General features: G+C 57.5%; 16 protein-coding genes. 4 read left to right on the plus strand and 12 right to left on the minus strand.

Annotation, left to right across the window (positions count from 1 at the left end):
• Nucleotides 1-134 precede the first annotated feature (134 nt).
• Nucleotides 135-1,358 carry a Gfo/Idh/MocA family protein gene (locus ACFOTD_RS32485; RefSeq protein WP_378124140.1) on the minus strand — a complete coding sequence of 408 codons (1,224 nt, stop codon included), beginning with the start codon at nt 1,356-1,358 and terminating at the stop codon, nt 135-137.
• Between the two features lie 130 nt (nt 1,359-1,488).
• On the opposite strand from ACFOTD_RS32485, the gene ACFOTD_RS32490 reads away from it, so the two are divergent.
• Nucleotides 1,489-2,403 (plus strand): helix-turn-helix domain-containing protein, encoded by a 915-nt coding sequence (locus tag ACFOTD_RS32490; RefSeq protein ID WP_378124141.1) that lies wholly within the window; start codon nt 1,489-1,491, stop codon nt 2,401-2,403.
• Between the two features lie 315 nt (nt 2,404-2,718).
• Here the strand turns inward: ACFOTD_RS32490 and ACFOTD_RS32495 are convergent, their stop codons facing one another.
• Nucleotides 2,719-2,865: a hypothetical protein gene (locus ACFOTD_RS32495; protein WP_378124142.1), complete on the minus strand. Its 147-nt coding sequence runs from the start codon at nt 2,863-2,865 to the stop codon at nt 2,719-2,721.
• Between the two features lie 308 nt (nt 2,866-3,173).
• On the opposite strand from ACFOTD_RS32495, the gene ACFOTD_RS32500 reads away from it, so the two are divergent.
• The gene (locus ACFOTD_RS32500; protein ID WP_378124143.1) at nt 3,174-4,820 is read left to right on the plus strand and encodes an AraC family transcriptional regulator; all 1,647 of its coding nucleotides are present in this window, start codon (nt 3,174-3,176) and stop codon (nt 4,818-4,820) included.
• A 124-nt stretch (nt 4,821-4,944) separates the two neighbouring features.
• Nucleotides 4,945-6,018, plus strand: a complete 1,074-nt coding sequence (locus ACFOTD_RS32505; protein ID WP_378124144.1) for an iron-siderophore ABC transporter substrate-binding protein — start codon at nt 4,945-4,947, stop codon at nt 6,016-6,018.
• Nucleotides 6,019-6,086: 68 nt separating this feature from the next.
• On the opposite strand, the gene ACFOTD_RS32510 is transcribed toward ACFOTD_RS32505, so the two are convergent.
• The 8 genes from ACFOTD_RS32510 to ACFOTD_RS32545 all read right to left on the minus strand — a co-directional run bounded on the left by ACFOTD_RS32510 (nt 6,087) and on the right by ACFOTD_RS32545 (nt 18,785).
• Nucleotides 6,087-6,824, minus strand: a complete 738-nt coding sequence (locus ACFOTD_RS32510; RefSeq protein WP_378124145.1) for a hypothetical protein — start codon at nt 6,822-6,824, stop codon at nt 6,087-6,089.
• Nucleotides 6,805-7,368 (minus strand): RNA polymerase sigma factor, encoded by a 564-nt coding sequence (locus ACFOTD_RS32515; protein ID WP_378124147.1) that lies wholly within the window; start codon nt 7,366-7,368, stop codon nt 6,805-6,807. Before ACFOTD_RS32515 ends, ACFOTD_RS32510 begins: the two co-directional genes overlap by 20 nt.
• 239 nt (nt 7,369-7,607) lie before the next feature.
• The gene (locus tag ACFOTD_RS32520; RefSeq protein WP_378124149.1) at nt 7,608-9,701 is read right to left on the minus strand and encodes a hypothetical protein; all 2,094 of its coding nucleotides are present in this window, start codon (nt 9,699-9,701) and stop codon (nt 7,608-7,610) included.
• A gap of 12 nt (nt 9,702-9,713) precedes the next feature.
• Nucleotides 9,714-10,604 carry a carbohydrate ABC transporter permease gene (locus ACFOTD_RS32525; protein WP_378124151.1) on the minus strand — a complete coding sequence of 297 codons (891 nt, stop codon included), beginning with the start codon at nt 10,602-10,604 and terminating at the stop codon, nt 9,714-9,716.
• Nucleotides 10,605-10,622: 18 nt separating this feature from the next.
• Nucleotides 10,623-12,548 carry an ABC transporter permease subunit gene (locus tag ACFOTD_RS32530; RefSeq protein ID WP_378124153.1) on the minus strand — a complete coding sequence of 642 codons (1,926 nt, stop codon included), beginning with the start codon at nt 12,546-12,548 and terminating at the stop codon, nt 10,623-10,625.
• Between the two features lie 94 nt (nt 12,549-12,642).
• On the minus strand, nt 12,643-14,292 hold the full coding sequence (locus ACFOTD_RS32535; protein WP_378124154.1) for an ABC transporter substrate-binding protein: 1,650 nt from the start codon (nt 14,290-14,292) through the stop codon (nt 12,643-12,645).
• A gap of 344 nt (nt 14,293-14,636) precedes the next feature.
• Nucleotides 14,637-15,755 (minus strand): GntR family transcriptional regulator, encoded by a 1,119-nt coding sequence (locus ACFOTD_RS32540; RefSeq protein ID WP_378124155.1) that lies wholly within the window; start codon nt 15,753-15,755, stop codon nt 14,637-14,639.
• Nucleotides 15,756-16,118: 363 nt separating this feature from the next.
• Nucleotides 16,119-18,785, minus strand: a complete 2,667-nt coding sequence (locus ACFOTD_RS32545) for a family 78 glycoside hydrolase catalytic domain (protein ID WP_378124156.1) — start codon at nt 18,783-18,785, stop codon at nt 16,119-16,121.
• 135 nt (nt 18,786-18,920) lie between these two features.
• On the opposite strand from ACFOTD_RS32545, the gene ACFOTD_RS32550 reads away from it, so the two are divergent.
• A complete protein-coding gene (locus ACFOTD_RS32550; protein WP_378124157.1) occupies nt 18,921-19,790 on the plus strand; it encodes an AraC family transcriptional regulator in 870 nt (289 codons plus the stop codon).
• 509 nt (nt 19,791-20,299) lie between these two features.
• On the opposite strand, the gene ACFOTD_RS32555 is transcribed toward ACFOTD_RS32550, so the two are convergent.
• Nucleotides 20,300-20,446 (minus strand): hypothetical protein, encoded by a 147-nt coding sequence (locus ACFOTD_RS32555; protein ID WP_378124158.1) that lies wholly within the window; start codon nt 20,444-20,446, stop codon nt 20,300-20,302.
• 103 nt (nt 20,447-20,549) lie between these two features.
• Nucleotides 20,550-21,428 carry an EamA family transporter RarD gene (gene rarD, locus ACFOTD_RS32560; protein WP_378124159.1) on the minus strand — a complete coding sequence of 293 codons (879 nt, stop codon included), beginning with the start codon at nt 21,426-21,428 and terminating at the stop codon, nt 20,550-20,552.
• Nucleotides 21,429-21,472 lie beyond the last annotated feature (44 nt).

Genomic DNA, 21,472 nt, shown 5'->3' on the forward strand with positions numbered 1-21,472 from the left:
GTCGCCATCGACCAAAAACGCAAACGGGACGAAGCAGGAAACTCCCCTGCTTCGTCCCGTTTGGCTATTTCGGCTTCATTTCAGCTTGTTGCTTCAACTTCAAAGGGCTTTTGGGACAGCCCCATTCGAACAGGTCAAGCTTGGGAAGCAAAAGTGGAAGCCAACATCGGCTCGCTGCGCTCGATCCATTTGCCGTTCGTAAAGTCAGGGAATGCGACCGGCGCCCCGCCGGCGTGCACAGATTGCTCGGACAGCACGGTCACCGCCATCCAGGTAGCCATATCATACACATCGATTGGAGGTGTCGATCGGGCGGCTACGCACGCGACGAAGTCGCGCAGGACCAAATAGTCCATTCCCCCGTGTCCGCCCTTAACGCCGTCGTTCAAGAATCGCTTCCACACCGGATGCTCGTGTTGCTCCAGGTACGAATCGAACGATTCCCATTCATGCGGCGGACTGGTTCCTTCGATATAAACCGAATTGCCGTCCTCCATCCAGACGCCCTTCGTTCCTTGAATCTGGCCGGCCCTGGAATACGGTCTGGGTAAGGAAGTATCGTGCGTCAGCAGAATGGTCTCGCCGTGCGCGCACTTCATCATCGTGGTAACGATGTCGCCAAGCTCGATCGGCGAACGCGCTGCGGGATGCGCCGGTCCGAGGTGCTCGCCGGCCCATTCGTTAATTCCCCGCGACTTGGACGCGATCGAGGTGACGCTCACGATGCGGTTGCCGCGATTAATGTTGAGGCAGGCTGCAGGCAAGCCCAAGCCGTGCGTCGGGTACAGATCGCCGTTGCGATTCAGGTAGTTGTGAATGCGGTAATGACGTTTCTCGATGCCCGTCGCCACCTCCTCGCGCAGATCGTGCAGATAGCCGCCGCGGCAATGGATTAGTTCGCCGAACAGCCCCTGTCTGACCATGTTCAGCACGGCCATTTCGCTGCGTCCGTAGCAGCAATTTTCCAGCAGCATGCACGGCACGCCGGTCGCTTCGGAGGTCCGCACCAGCTCCCAGCACTCCTCGATGGATGCCGCGCCGCCGACTTCCGAGCCGACATATTTCCCGGCCCGCATCGCCGCGACGGCGATCTCCGCATGGCTCGTCCAGGAGGATGCCACGATGACGGCCTGAATATCGTCCCGCGCGAGCAGCTCTTTATAGTTCCGATAGAGAGCAGGCATCGGCTTCGAAGCGGCCTGCGCCGCCTCCATGGTTAATTGCAGTCTATCCTCATGGAGATCGCTTACCGCTGCGACCTCGACGTCGTCCATACCTTGAAGCAGCTCGAACAGACTTCTCCCCCGATGTCCCAATCCGATGACGCCGATCCGGACCTTAGCCGACGAAGCTGGCATGTATCCATCTCTCCTTCGAAAATTGTGAATTCCTGTTAGACACGTTTATGCTATCATGAGCCTGACAGCTTGTATTTGTCGTTCATCGAATTCGAGTTGTGAATTTCCGTTCCCGCAGGAGATGTGAAACATGCCGACAGTTTTCAAGCAGCCTCGCACGAGACCGTTGGACGTCCGCGCCTTTGCGCCGAGCGTACACTACGCCGAATATCAACGCATTCCGCCATTGCCGGGCAGTATGCGCCGCTTGTACGACAGCGAGCTGATGTACGTATACGCCGGCAGCATCCGTGTCCATTTCGAGGACGAAGCCGCTCCGCTTCCTTTTTTCGCGGGGGACCTGCTCTTGCTGCCTCCGGCCGTCCGTCATCGGATCGAGCTGGCCGGTACGCCGGACACCCGCTTGCTCGGCCTGCACTTTGACCTGTACGATGAGCTGGACATCTCCTTCGAGCATCAATTGGTCATCCAGGATGGGAATGAGCAAGGAGATCGGATCTGTTATTGGCCCACCGCCGCAGACGGGAGTCTTGTGTTTGCTCGCCGCTACCGTTCCGTTCCCCAAGAGCTCGTAAACTGGCTGGAGCAAGCCGCGGAAGCCTTCCACGCCACACGCACCGCCGCTTCGCTCGCCTGCCGCGGTTACATGCAGCTCGTGCTGGCCACGCTGGTCGGCCTCTCGCTCGAGCCGCAGCGCCAGAACGTCACCGCCTATCAGAAACGGCTGCTTGAGCTGAAGGCGGATCTGCAGCAGAGCCTCCATTTGCCGCATACGAACAAGACGTTGGCCCGCACGCTTAACGTCAGCGAGGATTACTTTATCCGCTTGTTCAAGCAGTTGTTCGGCGAATCGCCCCAAAAATATTTGCAAAGGCTCCGCCATCAAGCGGCCAAGCGCTACTTGCTCGAGACGGACGAAAAAATCGAGCGAATCGGCGCGTTGGTCGGCTACGACGACCTGCATAACTTCAGCCATGTGTTCAAAAAGTGGCAGGGCATTTCCCCGCAGCAGTATCGGAGGCTGTTCCGGGGCGGGGTTTCTTGATTTTTGCTTCGGTGCCGGCGCGCGGTCCTGCTATATAGCGCTGTACAGCGTCTCTTTGCCTCGATTGCCGGCGCGATCCAGCCATGTGGCTCTGTACAGCGTCTCTTTGCCTCGATTGCCGGCGCGATCCAGCCATGTAGCGCTATACAGCGTCACTTCGCCTCAATTGCCGGCGCGATCCAGCCATGTGGCTCTGTACAGCGTCTCTTTGCCTCAATTGCCGGCGCGATCCAGCCATGTGGCTCTGTACAGCGTCTCTTTGCCTCGATTGCCGGCGCGATCCAGCCATGTAGCGCTGTACAGCGTCTCTTTGCCTCAATTGCCGACGCGATCCAGCCATGTAGCGCTATACAGCGTCACTTCGCCTCGATTGCCGGCGCGATCCAGCCATGTGGCTCTGTACAGCGTCTCTTTGCCTCGATTGCCGGCGCGATCCAGCCATGTAGCGCTATACAGCGTCACTTCGCCTCAATTGCCGGCGCGATCCAGCCATGTGGCTCTGTACAGCGTCTCTTTGCCTCGATTGCCGGCGCGATCCCATGAAGTGTCACTATATAGAACTTCTTCTATACAGCCAGCGGAGCTTGCTCTGTGAAGCAAGAAGCTTCAGTTCGAGCCGTTCTGACACTACTGCTGTTTCCGTTAATTTTTCCACGCCCTCGCAGATACGCATTATTCCGCTCATCGAACGCTACTTCTCTTTGACACTGAGAATGATTATCAACTATGATGGCCATATCCGAAACGAATAAATAGACGGGAGCCTTACGATGTCGATGAGAGAAACGGCTGACATACAAAAGAATCGCGTCGAATGGCTGAATCGCGTTTGGCTCAAGCTGACCGGCATCGAGCGGTTGACGGGAAACCAGACTCAGCTGCAAACCGGACTTTCGCCTGCCGAAGGATATTGGCTGGTTGCGGCGGAGGGCCATACGGGCAGCCTGGTCATTGAAGGACAATTTTGTCCTCTGAGAGCAGGAGGCGTGTGGATCGGTTCGTCGGAGCAGCGCGTGGAATGGATCGACCGCGATCCCGGAGGACAAGGAGGTTATCTCCTGCGTTTTCTCGCTGGCTTTATAGCGGACAATGACGAGAAAACCGTTCAAGAGAATGAATCTTGCGATCCGGTATCTCCGATAGCGGGCGAATTCCGTTTTCTGCCCGTCGGACCGGTTATGGACAAATGCAGGCTGATCGAAAGCTGCATGGACAGCGGGAACGTCACGAACCGGCTGCGCGGCGATGCCGCCTTTTATGAATTGCTGGGCATGGTACTCGGCAGCGGGCTCCGCGGCGCGGCGACGGATCTGGAGCGCGCGAGGCGCGAATTGGATGAACGGTTCGCCGAAGCCGTTCCGGTCGATCGGCTTGCAGATCTGGCCGGACTAAGCCGCTACCATTTCATGCGCCTGTTCAAGGAAATGGTCGGCAAAAGCGTGGGCGATTATACCGCGGAACTGCGACTCAAGGAGGCGAAGCGGCTGATGGAGGAGCGACATGAACTGTCGCTGCGCGACGTTGCGGAACGGGTCGGCTATGCCGACGCCGCCTACTTCAGCCGCCAGTTTAAAAAATGGAGCGGTCTGGCGCCAAGCGTCTACATCCGGAACCGGGCATGGAAGGTTGCCGCATACAGCTGGGCCAATATCGGTCAGCTCCTTCCTTTACAGATCATTCCGCATGCGGCCCCGATCGATCACTTCTGGAACGATTATTACCGGAAAAAATACAAGACGGATGTCAAAGTTCTGCTAAGCCACGATTACGAATTCAACAGACAAGCATTGTCCCGCGCCAGACCGGACTGCATCGTCGCTCTCGATTACAACTTGCCGGAGGAAGAGCGTCAGGCGCTGGAGCGGATCGCCCCCCTGCTGCTTGTTCCATGGGAAGAAACGGATTGGCGCGGTCATTTGCGCACGGTCGCCGCGTATATGGACAAAGCGAAGGAAGCGGAAAGTTGGCTCTCCCGTTACGATCGGCGCGCGAATCAAGTGAAGCAGACGCTGCCGGCTGCGATCCGCGAGCAGGCCACCCTGATTCTGAAAATTACCGGCCAGCGGCTTTCTGTCGTAGGCCGGCGCGCAGCGACCGTATTCTATGAAGATTTAGGCGTCGGCCTTCCGGAGGGCGTCTCCGATGGCGAAGTCTGGCTGCGCCCCGTGACGGTCGAACAGCTCGAACGATATTCGGCTGCCAACATTGTCGTGTGCATCAATGCGGACACCGCCTCCCAAGCGGCCTGGGAGCGGCTCCCGCGAACGGAAGCGTGGCGGCGCCTTGGGGCCGTGCGAGAACGCGCGGTGTTCCGGCTGCCCGGGATGCCATGGTTCGAATTTCCTTGGGGAGAGTACGCGGCGTTCAACCACGGACAGATGCTGGAGCAGCTGGCTTCCGGCGGCCTTACGAGCTGAAGGCTCGCTTGGACGATCGTGCGGAGCAGGCGAAGGAAGTCAGCACCCTCGTATATTCTCAGATCCGGAACGTTCCTATATACTTTCAATTGATAATGATTATCAATAACAGGGCGAGAGGGGCATGAAAGTGTCGAACGGCAACGGCAATTCGGGCACAACAAGGATCGGATACAAACGGAGGCTCGGGTTCCTGGGTCTGCTGCTTCTATTGGCGGTTGTTATGGTCGCCGCATGCGGGAAGAACGAAAATCAGGCAGGCGGCGCAGCTACGCAAACGACAGGCGAGGCGGCCGAGGCGGCCGCTGGGGAATCTACGAAAACCGTCCAGCATATATTCGGCGAGACGGCCATTCCGGCCCAGCCTATGCGGATCGTCAGCATCGGCCTGGAAGATATGCTGCTTGCGCTTGACGTTCCGCTCGTCCAGGCGAACGGAATGGAAGGCTACTATTTGTATGACCGCTTGCAGGAAAAAAACGTCCCGCTCTTGTATGCGGGAGCCGGAATCAATTACGAAGCGATCCTGGCAGAGAAACCGGATTTGATCCTGGTGCTTAGCGGCTTGGTTCCGGATCAGGAAGCTTACGATAAAATCTCCCGCATTGCGCCGACATTGGTCTACGACCGCGACGAATGGAAAACGAGCATCGTCAAGATTGGTCAAGCGCTCGGCCTTGAAAATCAAGCGAATACGGTCATCCAGGCTTACGACGAAAAGCTGGCGCAAGCCCACGATTCGATCGTGCAGGCCATTGGCACGGACAAGACGGTCGCCTTGATCCGGCCTTCGGAAAAGGATCTTCAATTGTTCCTGCCCCGCTTCGCCTACGGAAGCGTCCTGTACAACGATCTGGGCCTGTCGCCTGCGGCATTCGTGACGGAGTCTCAGAATGAATCCGCGGAGGATACCTCGGCCAGCACCTTGTCCCTCGAGAAGCTGCCGGAATTCGACGCCGATTATTTGTTCACGACGGCCGGCGGTTCCCTGTCTCCAGAAATAGACTTCAAAAAAGCGCTTGAAGTCGTGACGGGCGTCGAGAAATTGCAAGTCTGGCAATCCATTCCGGCGGTAAAGCTGAAGCATTCGTACAAGCTGTCCGCCAGACACTGGATGCTCAGCGGCCCGATTGCCGACGGCATGAAGATCGACGATGTCGTGGCCGCGGTCACCGGCCAAGGGCAGCCTTCCCCATAAACAAAACCATGCGCCCTTGCCGCCGGATCGTCCGTATCCGTGCTGCAAGGGCATATGTTATTTCGGTACTAGCGCTTTGCCGTTTCGGCGATTTTCATCGCTTCGTCGGACGTGACGTGACCGACGATGCCGTATTGGATGCCGTCCTCCATCCAGTACAATTCGGTAAGCTCGGGCTGTGCGAATACGAATCCGTCCGTACCGTTGACCTGCGTTGCCGTAAACATTTCCGCCGGGAATACGGCAGTCATGCGGCTCGCGGTGAACGTGATCGTCTTGTCTCCCGATGCCGTGGCGTAGGAGAAAACCACGTCCCTAAGCGGTTCGCCCGCCATCCCCGCCCCTTGAATATCAGTAAGCGCAAAGCCTTCCGGTACGGCCTCCGGAGCAAGCATGTTCGCCCCGAACGAAGCCTTTGCTTCTTCGGCGGTGCCGAATGACGTCGTGACCAGTTGCGAGAGCTGAGATCCGGAAGAACCAGCATTACCAGTACTACCGACATTACCAGTATTACCGGCATTGCCCGCGTCCAACGAAGGCGAGGCTCCGATCGGGCTCTGCGCCGGCCCCGGCGCGGATGTGTGCTGAAGCGTCGGCAGCCCTAACGTCAGAAATACCGCCAAAGCCGCTGCCGCCACGCCTGCCGCCCATACGTTTCTAGAGACGCGTCTGCGGCCCGTTTGCGCCGAAGCCGCTTTCTGCCGAATGTTCTGTTTGAGCCGTTCCGTCAATTCTATTTCGGAAAAGAGTACGTCGTCTGCCTCCTTGGCCAAATGCAGACGCAATTCACGATCCATATCCGTCATGTTTGGTCTCCTCCTTGTTCATCGCCCGGGCCAGCGCCTCGCGCGCCCGATGCAGCCTGTTGCGTACCGTTCCTTCCGGAGAAGCCGTCGCTTCCGCAATCTCTTTGGTCGTAAGCTCCAGATAGTAGTACAGGTACAAAGCTTCCTGGAACGGGACCGGCAAACGAAGCACATGCTGCAGCACCTCGCTCTTCTCCAGCCTTTCAAGCGCCTCGTCCTCTACGTTAAACGTTCTGTCTTGTTCCAATCTGATCGGGTCGGTCGGCTGTTCGGTATACATCCGCACGCCCGTCTTGTCCCGGCATACATTGACGCAGATCGTCGTCAGCCATGTCTTTACGGCGCTGTCTCCCCGGAAGGACGTCCAATTCCGGTAAGCCCGCAGGAATACCTCCTGGCTGATATCCTCCGCAAGATGCCGATCCCTTGTATAAAAATAAGCGGTACGCATAACGACTGTCCCGTGCGCTTCCATAAGCTGCTCCAGCGCCTCGGCTGGATCTTGCGAAAAGCTTTGTTTGGAGCTTAAGCCGGCCGGCTTCATGCGATCGTCACCTCCAACCTATTAGACGGCCTGAGTTTGCGTTTCGCTGCATCGAACGATTTGTTTGCCTATAAAAAAAGAAGAAACCGACCTGTAAGCCCTTCTAACGTTGAAGCGTAGCCGAACCTTGGCGTTAGTCTCTTCGGGAGAACTCGCCGCCAAACGCGGCAAAGAGACGCTGAACAGCGTCTCTTCAGGGGACCTCGCGCCAATTGCGGCAATGAAACAGGCTTGCATCTTCAAGTTTTGCTTAGTCTGGCTGCATCGATGAAAAACTTCCCCGACCAGGGCTGGTTGCCGCCGACCGCGATGTAGTCGATGTCGATCCGGCTGACCGCATGCTTGTAGGGCCACGAACTCAGGCCAAGCGTCAGCTCCTGCCAGCCCGAAGGATTGGGAATGGCGACCGGCTTGCTGAGCGTCGCTCCCGATTCGGAAGTAAGCGTGATGCGGGCCGTGTACCCGATCGCCCCCGGCGCGCCGGCCCAGCCGCTGAGCGCGACCTTGAAGGACGAGAAAGCCGACCAGTTCTGCGGCGTCGTAAACAGCTTGGTGATGCGCCTCGGCATCGATCCGTTTGCGGCATCGCCCTGCACGCTGAGCAGCTTGGCGCCGCTATACGGAGCTGGCGTCGTCGAATCCCCGCCCGCTACCGCCGACACGGCGCTCACATGGCTGCCAGCGGTCCATCCTTCCGTGCCGAATTCAAAATCGCCCAAATTGTACTCGTTTTTTAACAGCTGTACCTGATCGATAAAAAACTTGCCCGCCCAAGGTTGATTGCCTCCGAGCGCATGAAATTTGATATCGATGCGCCGTAATTGGTCGCGGTAAGGCCAGGATCCGATATCAAGCCGGAGCAACTGCCAGCCGTTGCCCGTCGTCGAAAAAGTTCGAGATAGCGTCTGACCGTTCTCTGCCGTCAGGCCGATCTGCGCTTCATAACCTGTCGCTCCCGGCGCTCCGCTCCAATGATTCAAAGCGACGCCAAGCTGCCGATACTCGCCGGCATCCACCGGCCGTTCGAATTCCCGGTATACGCCGCGCCACTGATCGCCGTTCACGGCCGCGCCCTGGATGTCCAGCAGCCTCCACTGATCGAAGGCGGCAGGTACGTTCGGGCCTGCTTGCGAGAAGCTCGGCACAGCCTGCGTCACGTTCGCGCCCGCTTTCCAGCCTTCTTGGCCAGTCTCAAAATTGCCCAAATCGACGGTCGCCTCTACCAAACCGAGCGGAAACGGTTTGTTGGCCTTATAGTCCGCAATATAGCGTTTCATAAATTGAAAATAGGCATCGCCGTGTCCCCCTTCGACGGGTTCGATATCCCGGCTGTATTCGTAGGTGAAGTTGTCGACGAAGCGGGTTTTGCCTGCCGAGTCCTCGAACCGCTGCGCGATCCATTCGTTCCACCAGGTCAGGGTGACGATCTTGGGCCGCTCCGCGAAGGCGCGCTTCCATTGAGCGGCGAACGTGATGCCTCCTCTCCGCGGCGTAGCCGTATCGAAGTCCGACATGTACGACTGCTGGAATGCCGTCGACACCGAGAGCTGCTCCTTCTGCGTCCCGTTCATCCCGACAGGCTGCGGATGGGGCTGCAGGAACGACCATTCCTTATCGGCCAGCGACGTCTGCAAGCCCCACATTTTCCTCAGCGTAAAATTGGCCGTCAGCGAAGACGGAGCGGCGTCCGTCACGAGCAGCAGCGGCTTGCCTTCATACCGGACGAACAAATCGTCGTATTGGCCGCCGGCATAGAACCGATTGTAAATATCGGTTCCGGAAAAGGCCGGGTTCGGATCGTCGCTCCACGATGCGGTCCAGAACGCGACATGCGGCGTGCGCAGGCCTTCCTGTCTCATCGCCTTCATCGTGTCGAGCAGCACGGTAGCTGGATGGACAAAGATATTCTCGTAATAAGCCGAATCCCATGTACTGCGCGCATTGGTGTTATCGATATTGATAAAATCGACGCCCGCTTCCTCCAGCTGGATCAGATGCTGCCGGATGACCGCCGCATTGTCCGAACGATAGTAGCCGAGCGCCGGCTGCGCCCAGTAATGGAAGCTGTACAGCGGCCCCCAGGCGGGAGCGGTCTTGTTAATGCCCGAGTCGGTCAAAATACGCTGAACGTCGTTTGTCGCGCCGCCTCCAGCGGGGACGACCGGGTCGAACCATAACGAATAGTTGATCGATACCAGATTATTCAGCGTCGTAATATCCAAAGCGCCCTCCGTCGATACAGCCTCGGCTGGTTTGACATTCACTGCAAGCGAAAGAAATGAGGCGACGAGCAAGGCTAATACGATCGTCCGTTTCAGAAGCCTTTTCCCCATGCGTTTCCCCTCCTACATTTTGATCGCGCCCGAAGTCATTCCCTGGATAAAATATTTCATGCCAAAAGAGAAAATCAGGACAAGCGGCAAAGAGGAAAGCGTATAGGCCGCGAACTGCACGCCCATATCCGTAATGCCGAACTGGTTCATGAAAAGCGTTAGCCCGACGCCCAGCATCTGAATGTCCGCATCGCTGATCGTCAGGAGCGGCCAGATATAATCGTTGTAAATACCGACCGATTGCATAATGAAAATCGTGCTGATAATCGGCAAGGAAAGCGGGAATACGAGGTGGAACAAAATTTTCCGTTCGCCAGCGCCGTCGATTTTAACCGCATCGAAGATCTCGTTGGGCAGTCCGGCGATAAACGTACGGCTCAGGAAAATGCCGAAAATCTGTCCGCCTGCCGCGGCCTGAATGAGAATGACCCATGGCGTATTGGTGAGCCCCAGGTTGGCGTACAGCACGTAGGAAGGAATCAACGTCAAAATGCCGGGAATCATCAGCAGGCCGAGCATCATCATGAACAGCAGCTCTTTGCCCGGGAATTGCTTCTTGGCGAACACGTAACCGGACAGCGTGGACAGCATAATGACTGCCATGCTGCCGATCACCGCATACAGCACCGTATTGACCACGTATCTCCAAATAACCTGCGCCGCGGATTCAAAATTCGACCACTGGGGCGGACTGGGCAGTCCCCAGAAGCTGCCGAGAATTTGCGCATTGCTTTTTAATGAGCTGAAGGCCATGAAAAAGATCGGAATCAGCGTCGCCAGCAGGATGATCGATAGCATCAGATAGAGAACGAACTGGGAGGTTCGCGCTCTCCATCGGTGGCCGGTTCCGTCGCTCCGTTCAAATGCTCGTCCCCGCAGCTTCTCCGTCGCGCTTTTAGCCATGCAGGCATCCCTCCTCTCTTAATCCGTCGCGGATTTCATGAATTTCATATTCACGATCGTCAGCGCGAGAATGATCGCGAACATCGCCACGCCGAGCGCCGATGCGTAGCCAAGATCGTTGAATTGGGTCGCCGCAAAGTACATCTGCAGCGCGGGCACGTACGTCGAATCGAGCGGACCGCCGCGCGTCACGATCAGAATGCTGCCGAAGTCCTGAATAATGCCGATGAATGCCAATATGATTAGCAGCTTCATTTGTCCGGCCAAAAACGGCAAATGCAGGGAACGGATAATTCTGGCGGCGCCGGCTCCGTCGATCTTAGCCGATTCGATCGCATCCTGAGGAATCGAGATGAGCCCGGCGTAGAAAAGCAGCAGCGACATGATGCCGATAAACGGAAAGCCCATGAAAATAATGGCCCAGATCGCCGTGTGCGGATCCCCTAACCAGGAGTGGGCCCAGCCGCCAAGGCCGATCGCATGCAGGACCTGATTCAGCAGACCGACATTCGGATCGTAGAAGTTTTGCCAGATCAGCAGGCTTGCGACCGACGGGATGATCATCGAGACGACAAAGGCCGTTCTGAACCAGTACTGCGCGCCTTTCCTCCGCAAGTAGTAGATCAGCTCCGCTACGATAAGCGGCGGGATGATGGTCTTAAACAGCCCTGTAATCATCAGCAGCGACAGGTTTCCCAGCCCCTTAATTACATAGGGATCGCCGAACATGCGCCTATAATTGGCGAGTCCCACAAAAGTGGACCTGCCGCCCGGCTTCCAATCGTAGAAGGAGTGGAATAAGCCCGAAAAAGCCGGATAATACAAAAACATGCCGATAAGGCCGAAGGTCGGCAACAGCATCAGATAGCTGAACCGCTCGCGCCATATCGCGCCGAAAATCCCCAGCCGATTGCTTTTCTTTAAAAAGTAGAACAACCAAGCCAGCAAACCGGCGGCGACGACTGTGACGACCAGCGCAACGATGCGGGTCTGGAGCGCTTTGTGCTTGGCGCCTGCAATGGCGCTGCCGATCTCCAGCTTTTGAATCAAGCCAGTGCTCGAGCCCTTGAACAGCAAGCTGCCGTCATTGCTTACGGCCACCGCGCGTCCCGCGCCGTCCTTGCCGCCCGCCGCTTGCCAGAGCTGAGCACCGCTACCGTCCAGCACATAGTCGTTGCCCGCAAAATCCGACACCGCGACATAACGGCCGTCATCGGTGGCCGCAACCGCAGTTACGGAATCCGCAGCGGTAAATATCGCAGGCTCGGAGCCCTCCCGATCGAAAATGAACACCTGATGCGAGGACGTCCCCGCTACGACCCTGCCCTGATCGGTGACGGACAGCGCATCGATCGTGCCGGACGCCGAATACTTCCCTACCTGCTCGTGCGATGCATCCAGCAGGTAGATATATTGGTCGGAACCGCCCAGCGCGATCCATTCTCCGTCGCTGGACATATCTACCTTGCGCGGCTGGATGCCGATATCGATCTCTTTGAGCTGCTGACCGTTCTGGTCCAATACGTAAGCCGACTTGGAGCCTTTGAGCAGCGCCACGATCGCCGAGCCGTCGCCGGCGGTCGCGACGCCGGTCACCGGCCGCTTCAGATTGCGGTCCCAGACGACGTTGCCTTCTGAATCGATCCGATACAGATGGCGGTCGTCGGAAGCAATCAACAGACTCCCGTCCGACAGATATGAAGTAGCGGTCACGACGTTTTGGGTTTTGAAATCAAACAACGGTTGTCCGTCCCCATCGAATACCGACACCTTCGCGTCATAGGTCCCGACGGCCACCGCTTGCCCGTCGGCGCGAACCGAGAGCGACGTGATCTGGGCCTGACCCGCGGTCCACTGCGTGCGCGCCGCGAATACCGGACTGCTGACGGCAAACAAAACGAATACGCTCAAAACCGCCGATAGCATGGCGCTCAACCTCAACATTACCCCACCTTTCATTTAGCACGGCGGTCCGGGCCGGATAGGAAGCGCCTCTCAGGCCGCTCCCTACCGATTCGGACCGGATGCCGATCGTTCTCTATTCCCGTTTTGGCGGCTGCCGCTCCGGATTGTCCAGATCCGACACGTCCAGCTTGCGGAACGTCAGCGCTTCCGGCAAATAACGAAGCATCTGCTCCTGCATCTTGGCCAAGTACTCGTCGACCGTCATGCTGTTATAGAAGTAGCGCTGTACCAGGCTGACATATTCCTGGACCGACGGCTGATAATCCTGAAGCCCGCGCGCAATCGTGTTCGACGGTCCCTGCAAGCCTTCCAGATTGCCGATCTGCTTGAACGAAGCGAACGCCTTGGACATCTCTTCCGGCAGCGTAATGTCGTTGAGCGCCGGCGGTCCGTTCAGCGCCGCATCGCGGCTGTTCTGGATCGCGGTCACATAGACGCCGTAGCCTTCCGGGCTCGTCAGGTACATCATGAAGTCGACGCTGAGCGCGGTCTGCTTGGCATCCTTCTGCACGAGGCCATAGAATCCGATCGGCAGCTGGATCGTGCGGGCCGGCGCCTGCACGTATTCGCCTTCCATCGACGGCATATTGAAGAAGCCGAACTCGAATGGCTTCACGCCGTCCTTGACGCCGGTCTTCTCGGCATCGGCCAGATCCTTCGGCAGCTGCCAGTACGCCGAAGGCGCGCCCAGCATCACCGCGGCTTTGCCGGTCAGGAACAGCTTGTAGGCCTGGGCCTCATTGGTTCCGAAAAAGCCCTCCGGCGTGTAGCTGAACAGCGTCTTGAGGTTTTCCATGACCGCCTTCCACTTGGGGTTCCCTGCCATTTTGTAGTCGCCCTGCTGTTCTTTGATCGCCTTCCAGACGCGAATCGGGTTTTTGGTGACTTTGCTCTCCGAGTCGTTGTACGGATCGGCCGCATCGTATTTCCATACGTCGTCAATGTCCGGGTTGTACGTATAATCCGCTTCCTGGGAGCGCGCCGTTTCGATGCTGTCCCGGAAGTACTGGTCGGGATAAATACGCATCAGCCAGCCAGCTTGGCCCGACCAGATGGAGGAGGAATCGCCGGCAAGCGCAAATGGCGTGTATCCGGCCGCCTTGGCCTTTTTGAATATTTCGATCAGCTCGTTAAACGTTGCCGGCGGCTCCGTCACCCCGAGTTTTGCGAAAATGTCCTTGTTGTACAGCCACAGAATCTGTACCGTCTCGAAATTAAGCACGTACAAGGAATCGTCGGCGCCTACCGCGCCCAGGTTGACGCCCATCGCCTCCAGGTTAAAGCTATCTTTCCAGGGCTTGCCGGTGTACGGGTTGGTCTTGTCAAACCACGGATAGTAGTTGACGAATTTCCGCTGGGCCTGCAGGTCCGCAACCTCGTTGATCACGGCGAGATCGACCTGCGGGTCCCCTGCCGCGAATTGCGCGGTCAGCCATTCCTTATAGCCGTTTAGCGGCTTGATTTCGACATTTACTTTCACTTGAGGGTGCTTGGCCATATAAGCTGCCGCCACTTTGTTCCACACCTCGCTGCTTTGCTGCGGCAACGTGATATTAATCGTCCCGTTCAGTTCTTCCTGCTGCGCTGCCTGGGACGGCGCATTCGTCGGAGCAGAAGTTGCCGATGATTTGTTACCGCTTTCATTTTTTGAACAAGCCACGAGCACGGCAGCAATTAACGATAACGCCAAAATATAGCCCATCCACTTCTTTGCATAGATCAATGGAATCCCCCCGTAATAATGATTGCGTTGAAGCTTGCCTAGCTCATGCTTGCGCGGTACGATGCAAACAGGTAGACCAAATGCGCTTGCCCCTCCCTTTTCATCAAATGAAGAATACTAACTAATGAATTAGTTGTTAATTAGTATTCTAATTAGATCCATTCATACTGTCAATAGTCTATTTCTGTTTTCTTGTTGCAAAGTTCGCCTATACGATCTGTGTAAGAAACGCCCGGGCGGCAAAACAAATAAGCCATAGGCGCTGATCCTGCCTCAAAGGCAGATCAGCGCCTATGGCGCGGCGGCGTGACGAAGACGCAGCGGATCGTTCGCTGTCTGCGTTTTTACGTACGGGGTCCGGTCGAGCTGCGGACGACCAGTGCGGGAATGATCTCGTCCTTTAGCGACGCGCTTCCGCCTTTGCTGGCTTTGGGGGCGCATAGAATTTCGACCGCTTTTTTCCCCATCTGCGCCGTGTTCTGGTTAATCGTCGTGAGGCCGGTGAACTGGGCAAACCTCAAATCGTCGTAGCCGATAATGCTAAGATCTCCCGGAACGGACAGCCCGTTCATCTGGGCGGCGCGCGACAGGCCGTAGGCCTTCAGATCGCTTGTTGCGAATATTGCCGTCGGCGGTTCGTCCAGCTCGAAAAAATAATGGAAGCCGCGCTCGCCAGACTGCTGGTTTTCGGTGTCCGCGTCTATGACGTGCACGAGCTTGGAATCAAGCGGGATTTGCGCGATATCCAGGGCCAACTTGTAGCCCTGCAGACGCAGCGAGAACTCCTGGTTCAAGTCGACCAGCGACGATCCGGTCAGCAATATGCCGATCCGCCGGTGCCCGAGCGCCAGCAAATGCTGGGTCGCCAGATAACCGCCCGTCAGATTGTCGACGATCACGTAAGGCACGGGAAACTGCGGAAAATAGGAGTGAACGGTAACAAGGTCACGCCCCTCCTTCATCCACTGTTCGATATGCTCCGACGTAAAGTCGTATTTGCCCATCGTGGTGGCGATAAACCCGGTATTCGGCTCATCCGGCAGCTTGCCGCTCAGCGAATAATCCCAGACGCCGAAGGCCAGTCCCCGGCGGTCCGCTTCCTCCCGGATCGCGCTGAACATCTCCTCGTAGAACCGGTGCTCCAAATAATAAATGTGAGCCCCCGTATTGTGGACCAGATAGACACGCTCAAGACCGTTATTGGCGTATGGCGGCTCCGCTTGCTCCCGTCCCTTTGCTGCGGAGGAGGCTCCTTTGACAAAGGATCCCTTTCCCCTCAGCCGATAGATCAGCCCTTCGTTTACTAGCTCGGACAAGGCGCGACGCGACGTCATTTCGCTTGTTTCGTACATGTTCGCAAGCTCCGTCTGGGACGGAATGAGCGAATCCGGCGGCCATTCGCCGGTCGCGATTTTCGCTTTAATATCGTCTACGATGACTTGATATTTGGTTGGAACGGACACTTAGCATCGACCCCTTCTAACTTAGTATACTAATTAAAATTCGAATAAGCTATTCCTTTTTATGTTCGCCTCGATTTGTGGGTGGATCCGCCATATGGCTTTGTATAGAAACTCCTCGCCTCGAATGGGGGCATAGACTGGCGAAGAGGCTATATAGAGCCTCTTCGCCTTGGTTTGTTAAAAGTCTCACTATGCAGCTTTATGCCCACCATTTATTATCCTCAAAACCCGCTCAATCTAGCTGTCATACACTAAAACGCAAAAAAGGATGAAGCCAGAGATACCTTTGCTTCATCCTTTTTGCGTATACTAGCTATTAGATTCAATAGAGGCTTTTGAGAAACCCCCGACTTGTCTAATCCTTTATTTATTTTTTACCGTAAACCGATACGTTCCCGAGCCCACGCTCAGCGCCAGTCCCTCCGCCGTCTCGGTCACGTTCGAGATTCCCTGCGCATCCTCAAGCGGCTGCTGCGATTCCGTCGCGTTCGCCTTGCTCGCGCCCGGCAGCAGGACGTTCGCGGCGGCGTTGGCCGGCACCGCGAATTCGTAGTCGATGCCGCCATCGGGTCTGCGATGCCAAGCCGACCGGATCTCACCGTACGGCGATTCAAGCGTCGCGTCGGCGAACTTGAGCGAACCGCCCGGCACCGGACGAATCCGAATTCGCTTGTATCCGGGCTCGGAGGCGTCCGCGTCGATGCCCGCGACAATACCGAACAGCCAGTCGCCGATCGCGCCGTAGGCATAGTGGTTGTACGAGTTCATATCGTCGCTCCAGAAGCTGCCGTCCGGCTTGATGCCGTCCCAATGCTCCCAGATCGTCGTCGCGCCTTTGACAACCGGGTACAGCCACGACGGGTATTCGCGCCGCTCGAGCAGCTTGTAAGCCAGTTCGGCGTGTCCGAAGCGTGACAGCACATGACAAAGATAAGGCGTTCCGACGAATCCCGTGGTCAGCTGGTTCCCCGCTTCCTCGATCAGCTTCGCGAGCCGATCCGCCGCTTGTTGGCGGGCTCCCTCCTCCAGGAGATCGAACATCAGCGCCACCGCATAGGCGGTCTGCGTCGGCGAAGCGAGCCGCCCGCTAGGCGTAACGTATTCCGCGCGGAAGGCGCGAGCGACGTTGTCGCGCAGCTCCGCGTACTTGGCCGCGTCGTCCGCGAATCCGAGTACGCCCGCCGACTTCGCCAGCAATCCCGCCGAGTGCGCGTAGAAGGCCGTAGCGATCAGCTCCCGCGGCGTCGCGCCGATATAGCTGTTCTCCTTGGCATCGAGCCCGAGCCAGTCGCCGAAGTGGAAGCCCGTATCCCACAAAAATTCGCTCTCGCCTTGTGCACGGATGTATTCGACCCAGCCCTTCATGCTCGCGTACTGCTCCCGGAGCACGCGCTCGTCGCCGTAGCGCTCGTACAGCACCCATGGGACGATCGTAGCGGCATCGCCCCAAGCGGTCGAATTGTAGCCGGCAATCGGGACGTCCGGAATGACGTGCGGTACGCCGCCGTCCTGCTGCTGGTCAGCGGCCAGATCTCGGAGCCATTTCGCAAAAAAGGTCTGGACGTTGCGGTTATACGTCGACGCCCGCACGAACGCTTGCGCATCCCCGGTCCAGCCGAGCCGCTCGTCCCGCTGCGGGCAGTCCGTCGGCACGTCGACGAAGTTGCCGATCTGGCCCCATACGATATTGTCCGCCAGCTTGTTGATCAGCGGATCGGAGCAGCGGAATTGTCCCGCGGCCTGCAGATCGCTGGTCAGGACGCAGCCGACGAATCGGCCCGGCAGCTGCTCGGGGGGAATGCCTTCGATCTTGATATAACGGAACCCCTGGAACGATAAGGACGGCTCGAACGTCTCCTCGCCTTCGCCCGAGCAGACGTAGGTGATGGTCTGCTTGGCGGCGCGCAAATTGCCCGTATAGAAGTTGCCGTGCTTGTCCAGCACCTCCGCATGGCGCACGGTCACGACCGTTCCCGCCTTCGCCCGTACGGTGAACCGGACCCAGCCGACCATGTTCTGCCCCATGTCGAGCAGCGTCTCTCCGCTCGGCGTCGTCACCACGGTGATCGGCACGATCGTATTCACGATCCTTACCGGCTCGCTCTCCTGCGCGACAAGCGCTGTCTTCGGATGCGAATACGGCGAGGCGCTTCCCCATTCCGAATCGTCGAATGCCGGCTGCGACCACGATTTCCGCTCCAGCCTCGCGTCGTAGTGCTCCCCGTCATAAAGCTCGGACCAGCGAAGCGCGCCGTCGCTGCCCCGCCAGCTTCCGTCCGAGCCGACGACGGACTCGGTGCCGTCGGCATAGCGCACCTGCAGCAAGACAAGCGCGGCTCTGGTGTCGCCGTAGTATGTCTTTTTCTCCCAGCCCAGTCCGCCCCGGTACCAGCCGTTGCCGAGCATGAAGCCGATCGCGTTATCCCCTTCGTTCAGCAAGGCCGTGACATCATAGGTCTGATACTGCAGGCGCTTCGTATAACTGGTCCAGCCGGGATTCAGGCAGGTGTCGTCGGCAGCCTCGCCGTTGACGAACAGCCGGTACATGCCAAGCGCCGTTGCGTATATGCGAGCGGAGGCAACCGGTCGATCCAGACTGAACGCCTTGCGCAAATAAGCGACAGGTTCATGTCCGTCTTCGATCGCGGGCAGCGCGTAAGAAATCCAATCGGCGCCCGCCCACTCCTCCTCGGACAACAGCCCTGTCTCAAAGTAAGCGGCCGGGCTCCATTCGGATTCTTCGCCCTGATTAACCCATACTTTAACGCGATAGAAATATCGCGTGCGCGATCGCAGCGTATCGCCTTCATAGGTTATCGCGACCGAACGCCCGCCGGTCACCCGCTCCGTATCCCACGCAAGCCCGCCTTCAAACGAAGCATCCTCCGCGACTTGAATGCGGTACGCCTCCTGAGCGACCCCGCGCCGTTCCGAACGCAGCTTCCAGCCCAGCCGCGGCGCCTTGTCGTCGATGCCCACCGGGTTCAACCTTGTGTTGCAGGACAGCCCGTAAACTTCGATCTCCGCCATTCGTTCATGCCCCCATACCGTCAGTAAATTACCGATCCTGATTGCAGTTTAAAGCGCTCTCGGCATCGGATACATAGGTGAATCGGACAATATTGCATGGTAAAATAGACACCAGAACGTAAACGGAGGTCTGTCATGAAAAAGTCGCAATATACGTTGCGGGGCAAAAATCTGTTCCGCGGCGGCCTGCGCATTTTCGTCAACCGCATCGAGGAGAACTTTTTCGATTCAGGTCTGCACGAACACGACTTTATCGAGCTGAACTACGTTGCCGAAGGGACCGGCTACCAATATATCGGCGAGCAGGCGCTGCCCGCGGCGCGCGGCGATCTGTTCGTCCTGCCCGTCGGCTGCTCGCACGTATTTCGCCCTTACTCCGCCGACAAGCGAAGCAAGCTGGTCGTCTACAATGTCGTGTTCTCGACTTCCCTTTTATCGGAGATCGCCCAGACCGCCCCCGAGCTCATGCTCGACGACATCATGGCAGCGCTGTCCAAGGACGCGACCGAAGCGGGCATCGCAAGGGACAAACGGCTCGTTCTCGAGCCGCTCTTCGAACGGATCCACGAGGAGCACGCCGCCCTTCGTCCCGGCGCCTCCGCGATGCTGACTGCGTTGCTCACGCAGATCCTGATCGAATGGACGCGGCTGCGCGACGCGGCGAACGACGCGGGTTCCCCCGCGGCCGCTGCACTTGATTTCGGCGAAGCCGTCGCCTTCGTTCGCGAGCAATCGCTCGAGCCCCTGACGCAGCGCCAGGCCGCCGAGCGGTTCGGACTGAGCGAACGGCACTTCCAGCGCCTGTTCTTACGTCATACCGGACAGACCTTCCATACGTTCGTCCAGCGCCAGCGCGTCATGACCGCATGCCAGCTTCTTCGCGATACGAACTTCAAGCTCGACGCTATTTCTGGAATGGTTGGTTATCGGGACACACAGTCTTTTACGAGCGTATTTAAACGAATTGAGGGAGTCACGCCGGGTCAATATCGGGGGAAGCTTTAATTCCGGCTTTGACTATTAGAAAGGAAGAACCTGCCAAATTAGTTCCTACTTAGGAACAACTTCGGCTGGCGTTGCTTATAAATCGTCTGGGAGTTCCTAAGTAGAAATAACTTCAACCAGCCTTACGTATGAAGGCTTGGGAGTTCCTAAGCGGGAACAAGTCCGGCCGGCCTTGCGTATGGTGGCTTGGTAGTTCCTAAGCAGGAACAACTTCGACCAGTCATGCGTATGGCGCGCCTAGGTGTTCCTAAGTAGGAACCAAAATTACATCTATTGCCGCCTGGACCGGCCGTTTCCGGACGGATAAGTGTCAATGGGCATCTAATTTCTTGAATCAACCGGGTTGCCGGGTAGATCCCTCGAAATTACCTGTATTTTTGCATGCATTTCATCAAGCTTCGCTGTTCGGTAGAAAATACGTGTAAAAATGCAAGCTTTTCGCCCCCAAGCACACGAAAGAGGCTCCGGCCTTTCGGTTCCGTCTCCGGCTGCCGTCGACGAAGGTACAGTCAGTGCTGCGGGGCGAACGCTGCGGACGAATCGATGACGGGCTGCTGCTCTACGATGCCATCCACCCCGGTCCGTTCGCAAATGAAATGATCGCGCAAGGATTGATTGCCGCTTTCGATCTGGTATAGTAACGCTGTGTTCGGCATCCGGTCGGCTCCAAAATCGAAAACAGCAGCAGTCAAGGACGATATGATAGCGTCCGTGACTGCTGCTGCTTGATCCATTCCATGCTCAAAAACGTAATTGACGTCAGCCTGCTTTCGCTAGCCTTGCGCCGCGAATCGAAGCCGCAGCGTATACGAAGAGCGCCGTCCAGATCAACGCGAAGCCGACGAGCAGCACCGGCGAGACCGATTCCTTGAACACGGATACGCTCAGCAGCAGCATGATCGTCGGTCCGATGTATTGGACGAAGCCGAGCGTGGACAGCGACATCCGGGCGGCCGCCCGCGCGAAGAAGAGCAGCGGCAATGCCGTAACCACGCCGGACAGGAGCAGCTCGACGAACGTAGCCGCCGGCAGTGTCCAGGCCGTCGTCTTGCCCGCCGCGGCTAAGTAGATCCAATAGCCGAGCGCCACGGGCAGGACGACGGCCGTCTCCGACAGCAAGCCAACGGAAGCGTCTTGCCGGATTTTTTTCTTCGCGAAGCCGTACAAACCGAATGACGCCGCCAGCGAGATGGCGACCCACGGGAACCGTCCGTAGTCGATCGCGATGATAAGCACAGCGGCGCCCGCGATGGCAATCGCCAGCCACTGGCCGCGGTTTGGCTTCTCGCGGAGGAAGACGACCGCCAGCAGCACGTTCAGCAGCGGGTTCAAATAATAGCCGAGACTCGTCTCGACGACATGACCGTTGTTGACCGCCCAGATGAAGATGAGCCAATTGGCGGCGATCAGCAGTCCGCTTGCGGCAAGCGGCAAGAGCAGCGCGCGGCTGGTCGCAATCCGCTTGATGTCGCCCCAGCGGCGTTGAAAGGCGACGAGAATGCCCATAAAAACGAACGACCAGACCACCCGATGAGACAAAATCTCGCCCGCCGGCACATCGTTGAACAGTTTCCAATAAAGCGGGAGGACGCCCCACATGATATACGCGATTACCGCGTTGACTAACCCGTTGTTCATAACCGATTTCCCCGCTTCTCTCTCCGATGTCTGAACGGATTATA

The sequence above is a fragment of the Cohnella sp. GCM10012308 genome (genome assembly GCF_042649185.1).
Lineage (GTDB): Bacteria > Bacillota > Bacilli > Paenibacillales > Paenibacillaceae > Cohnella.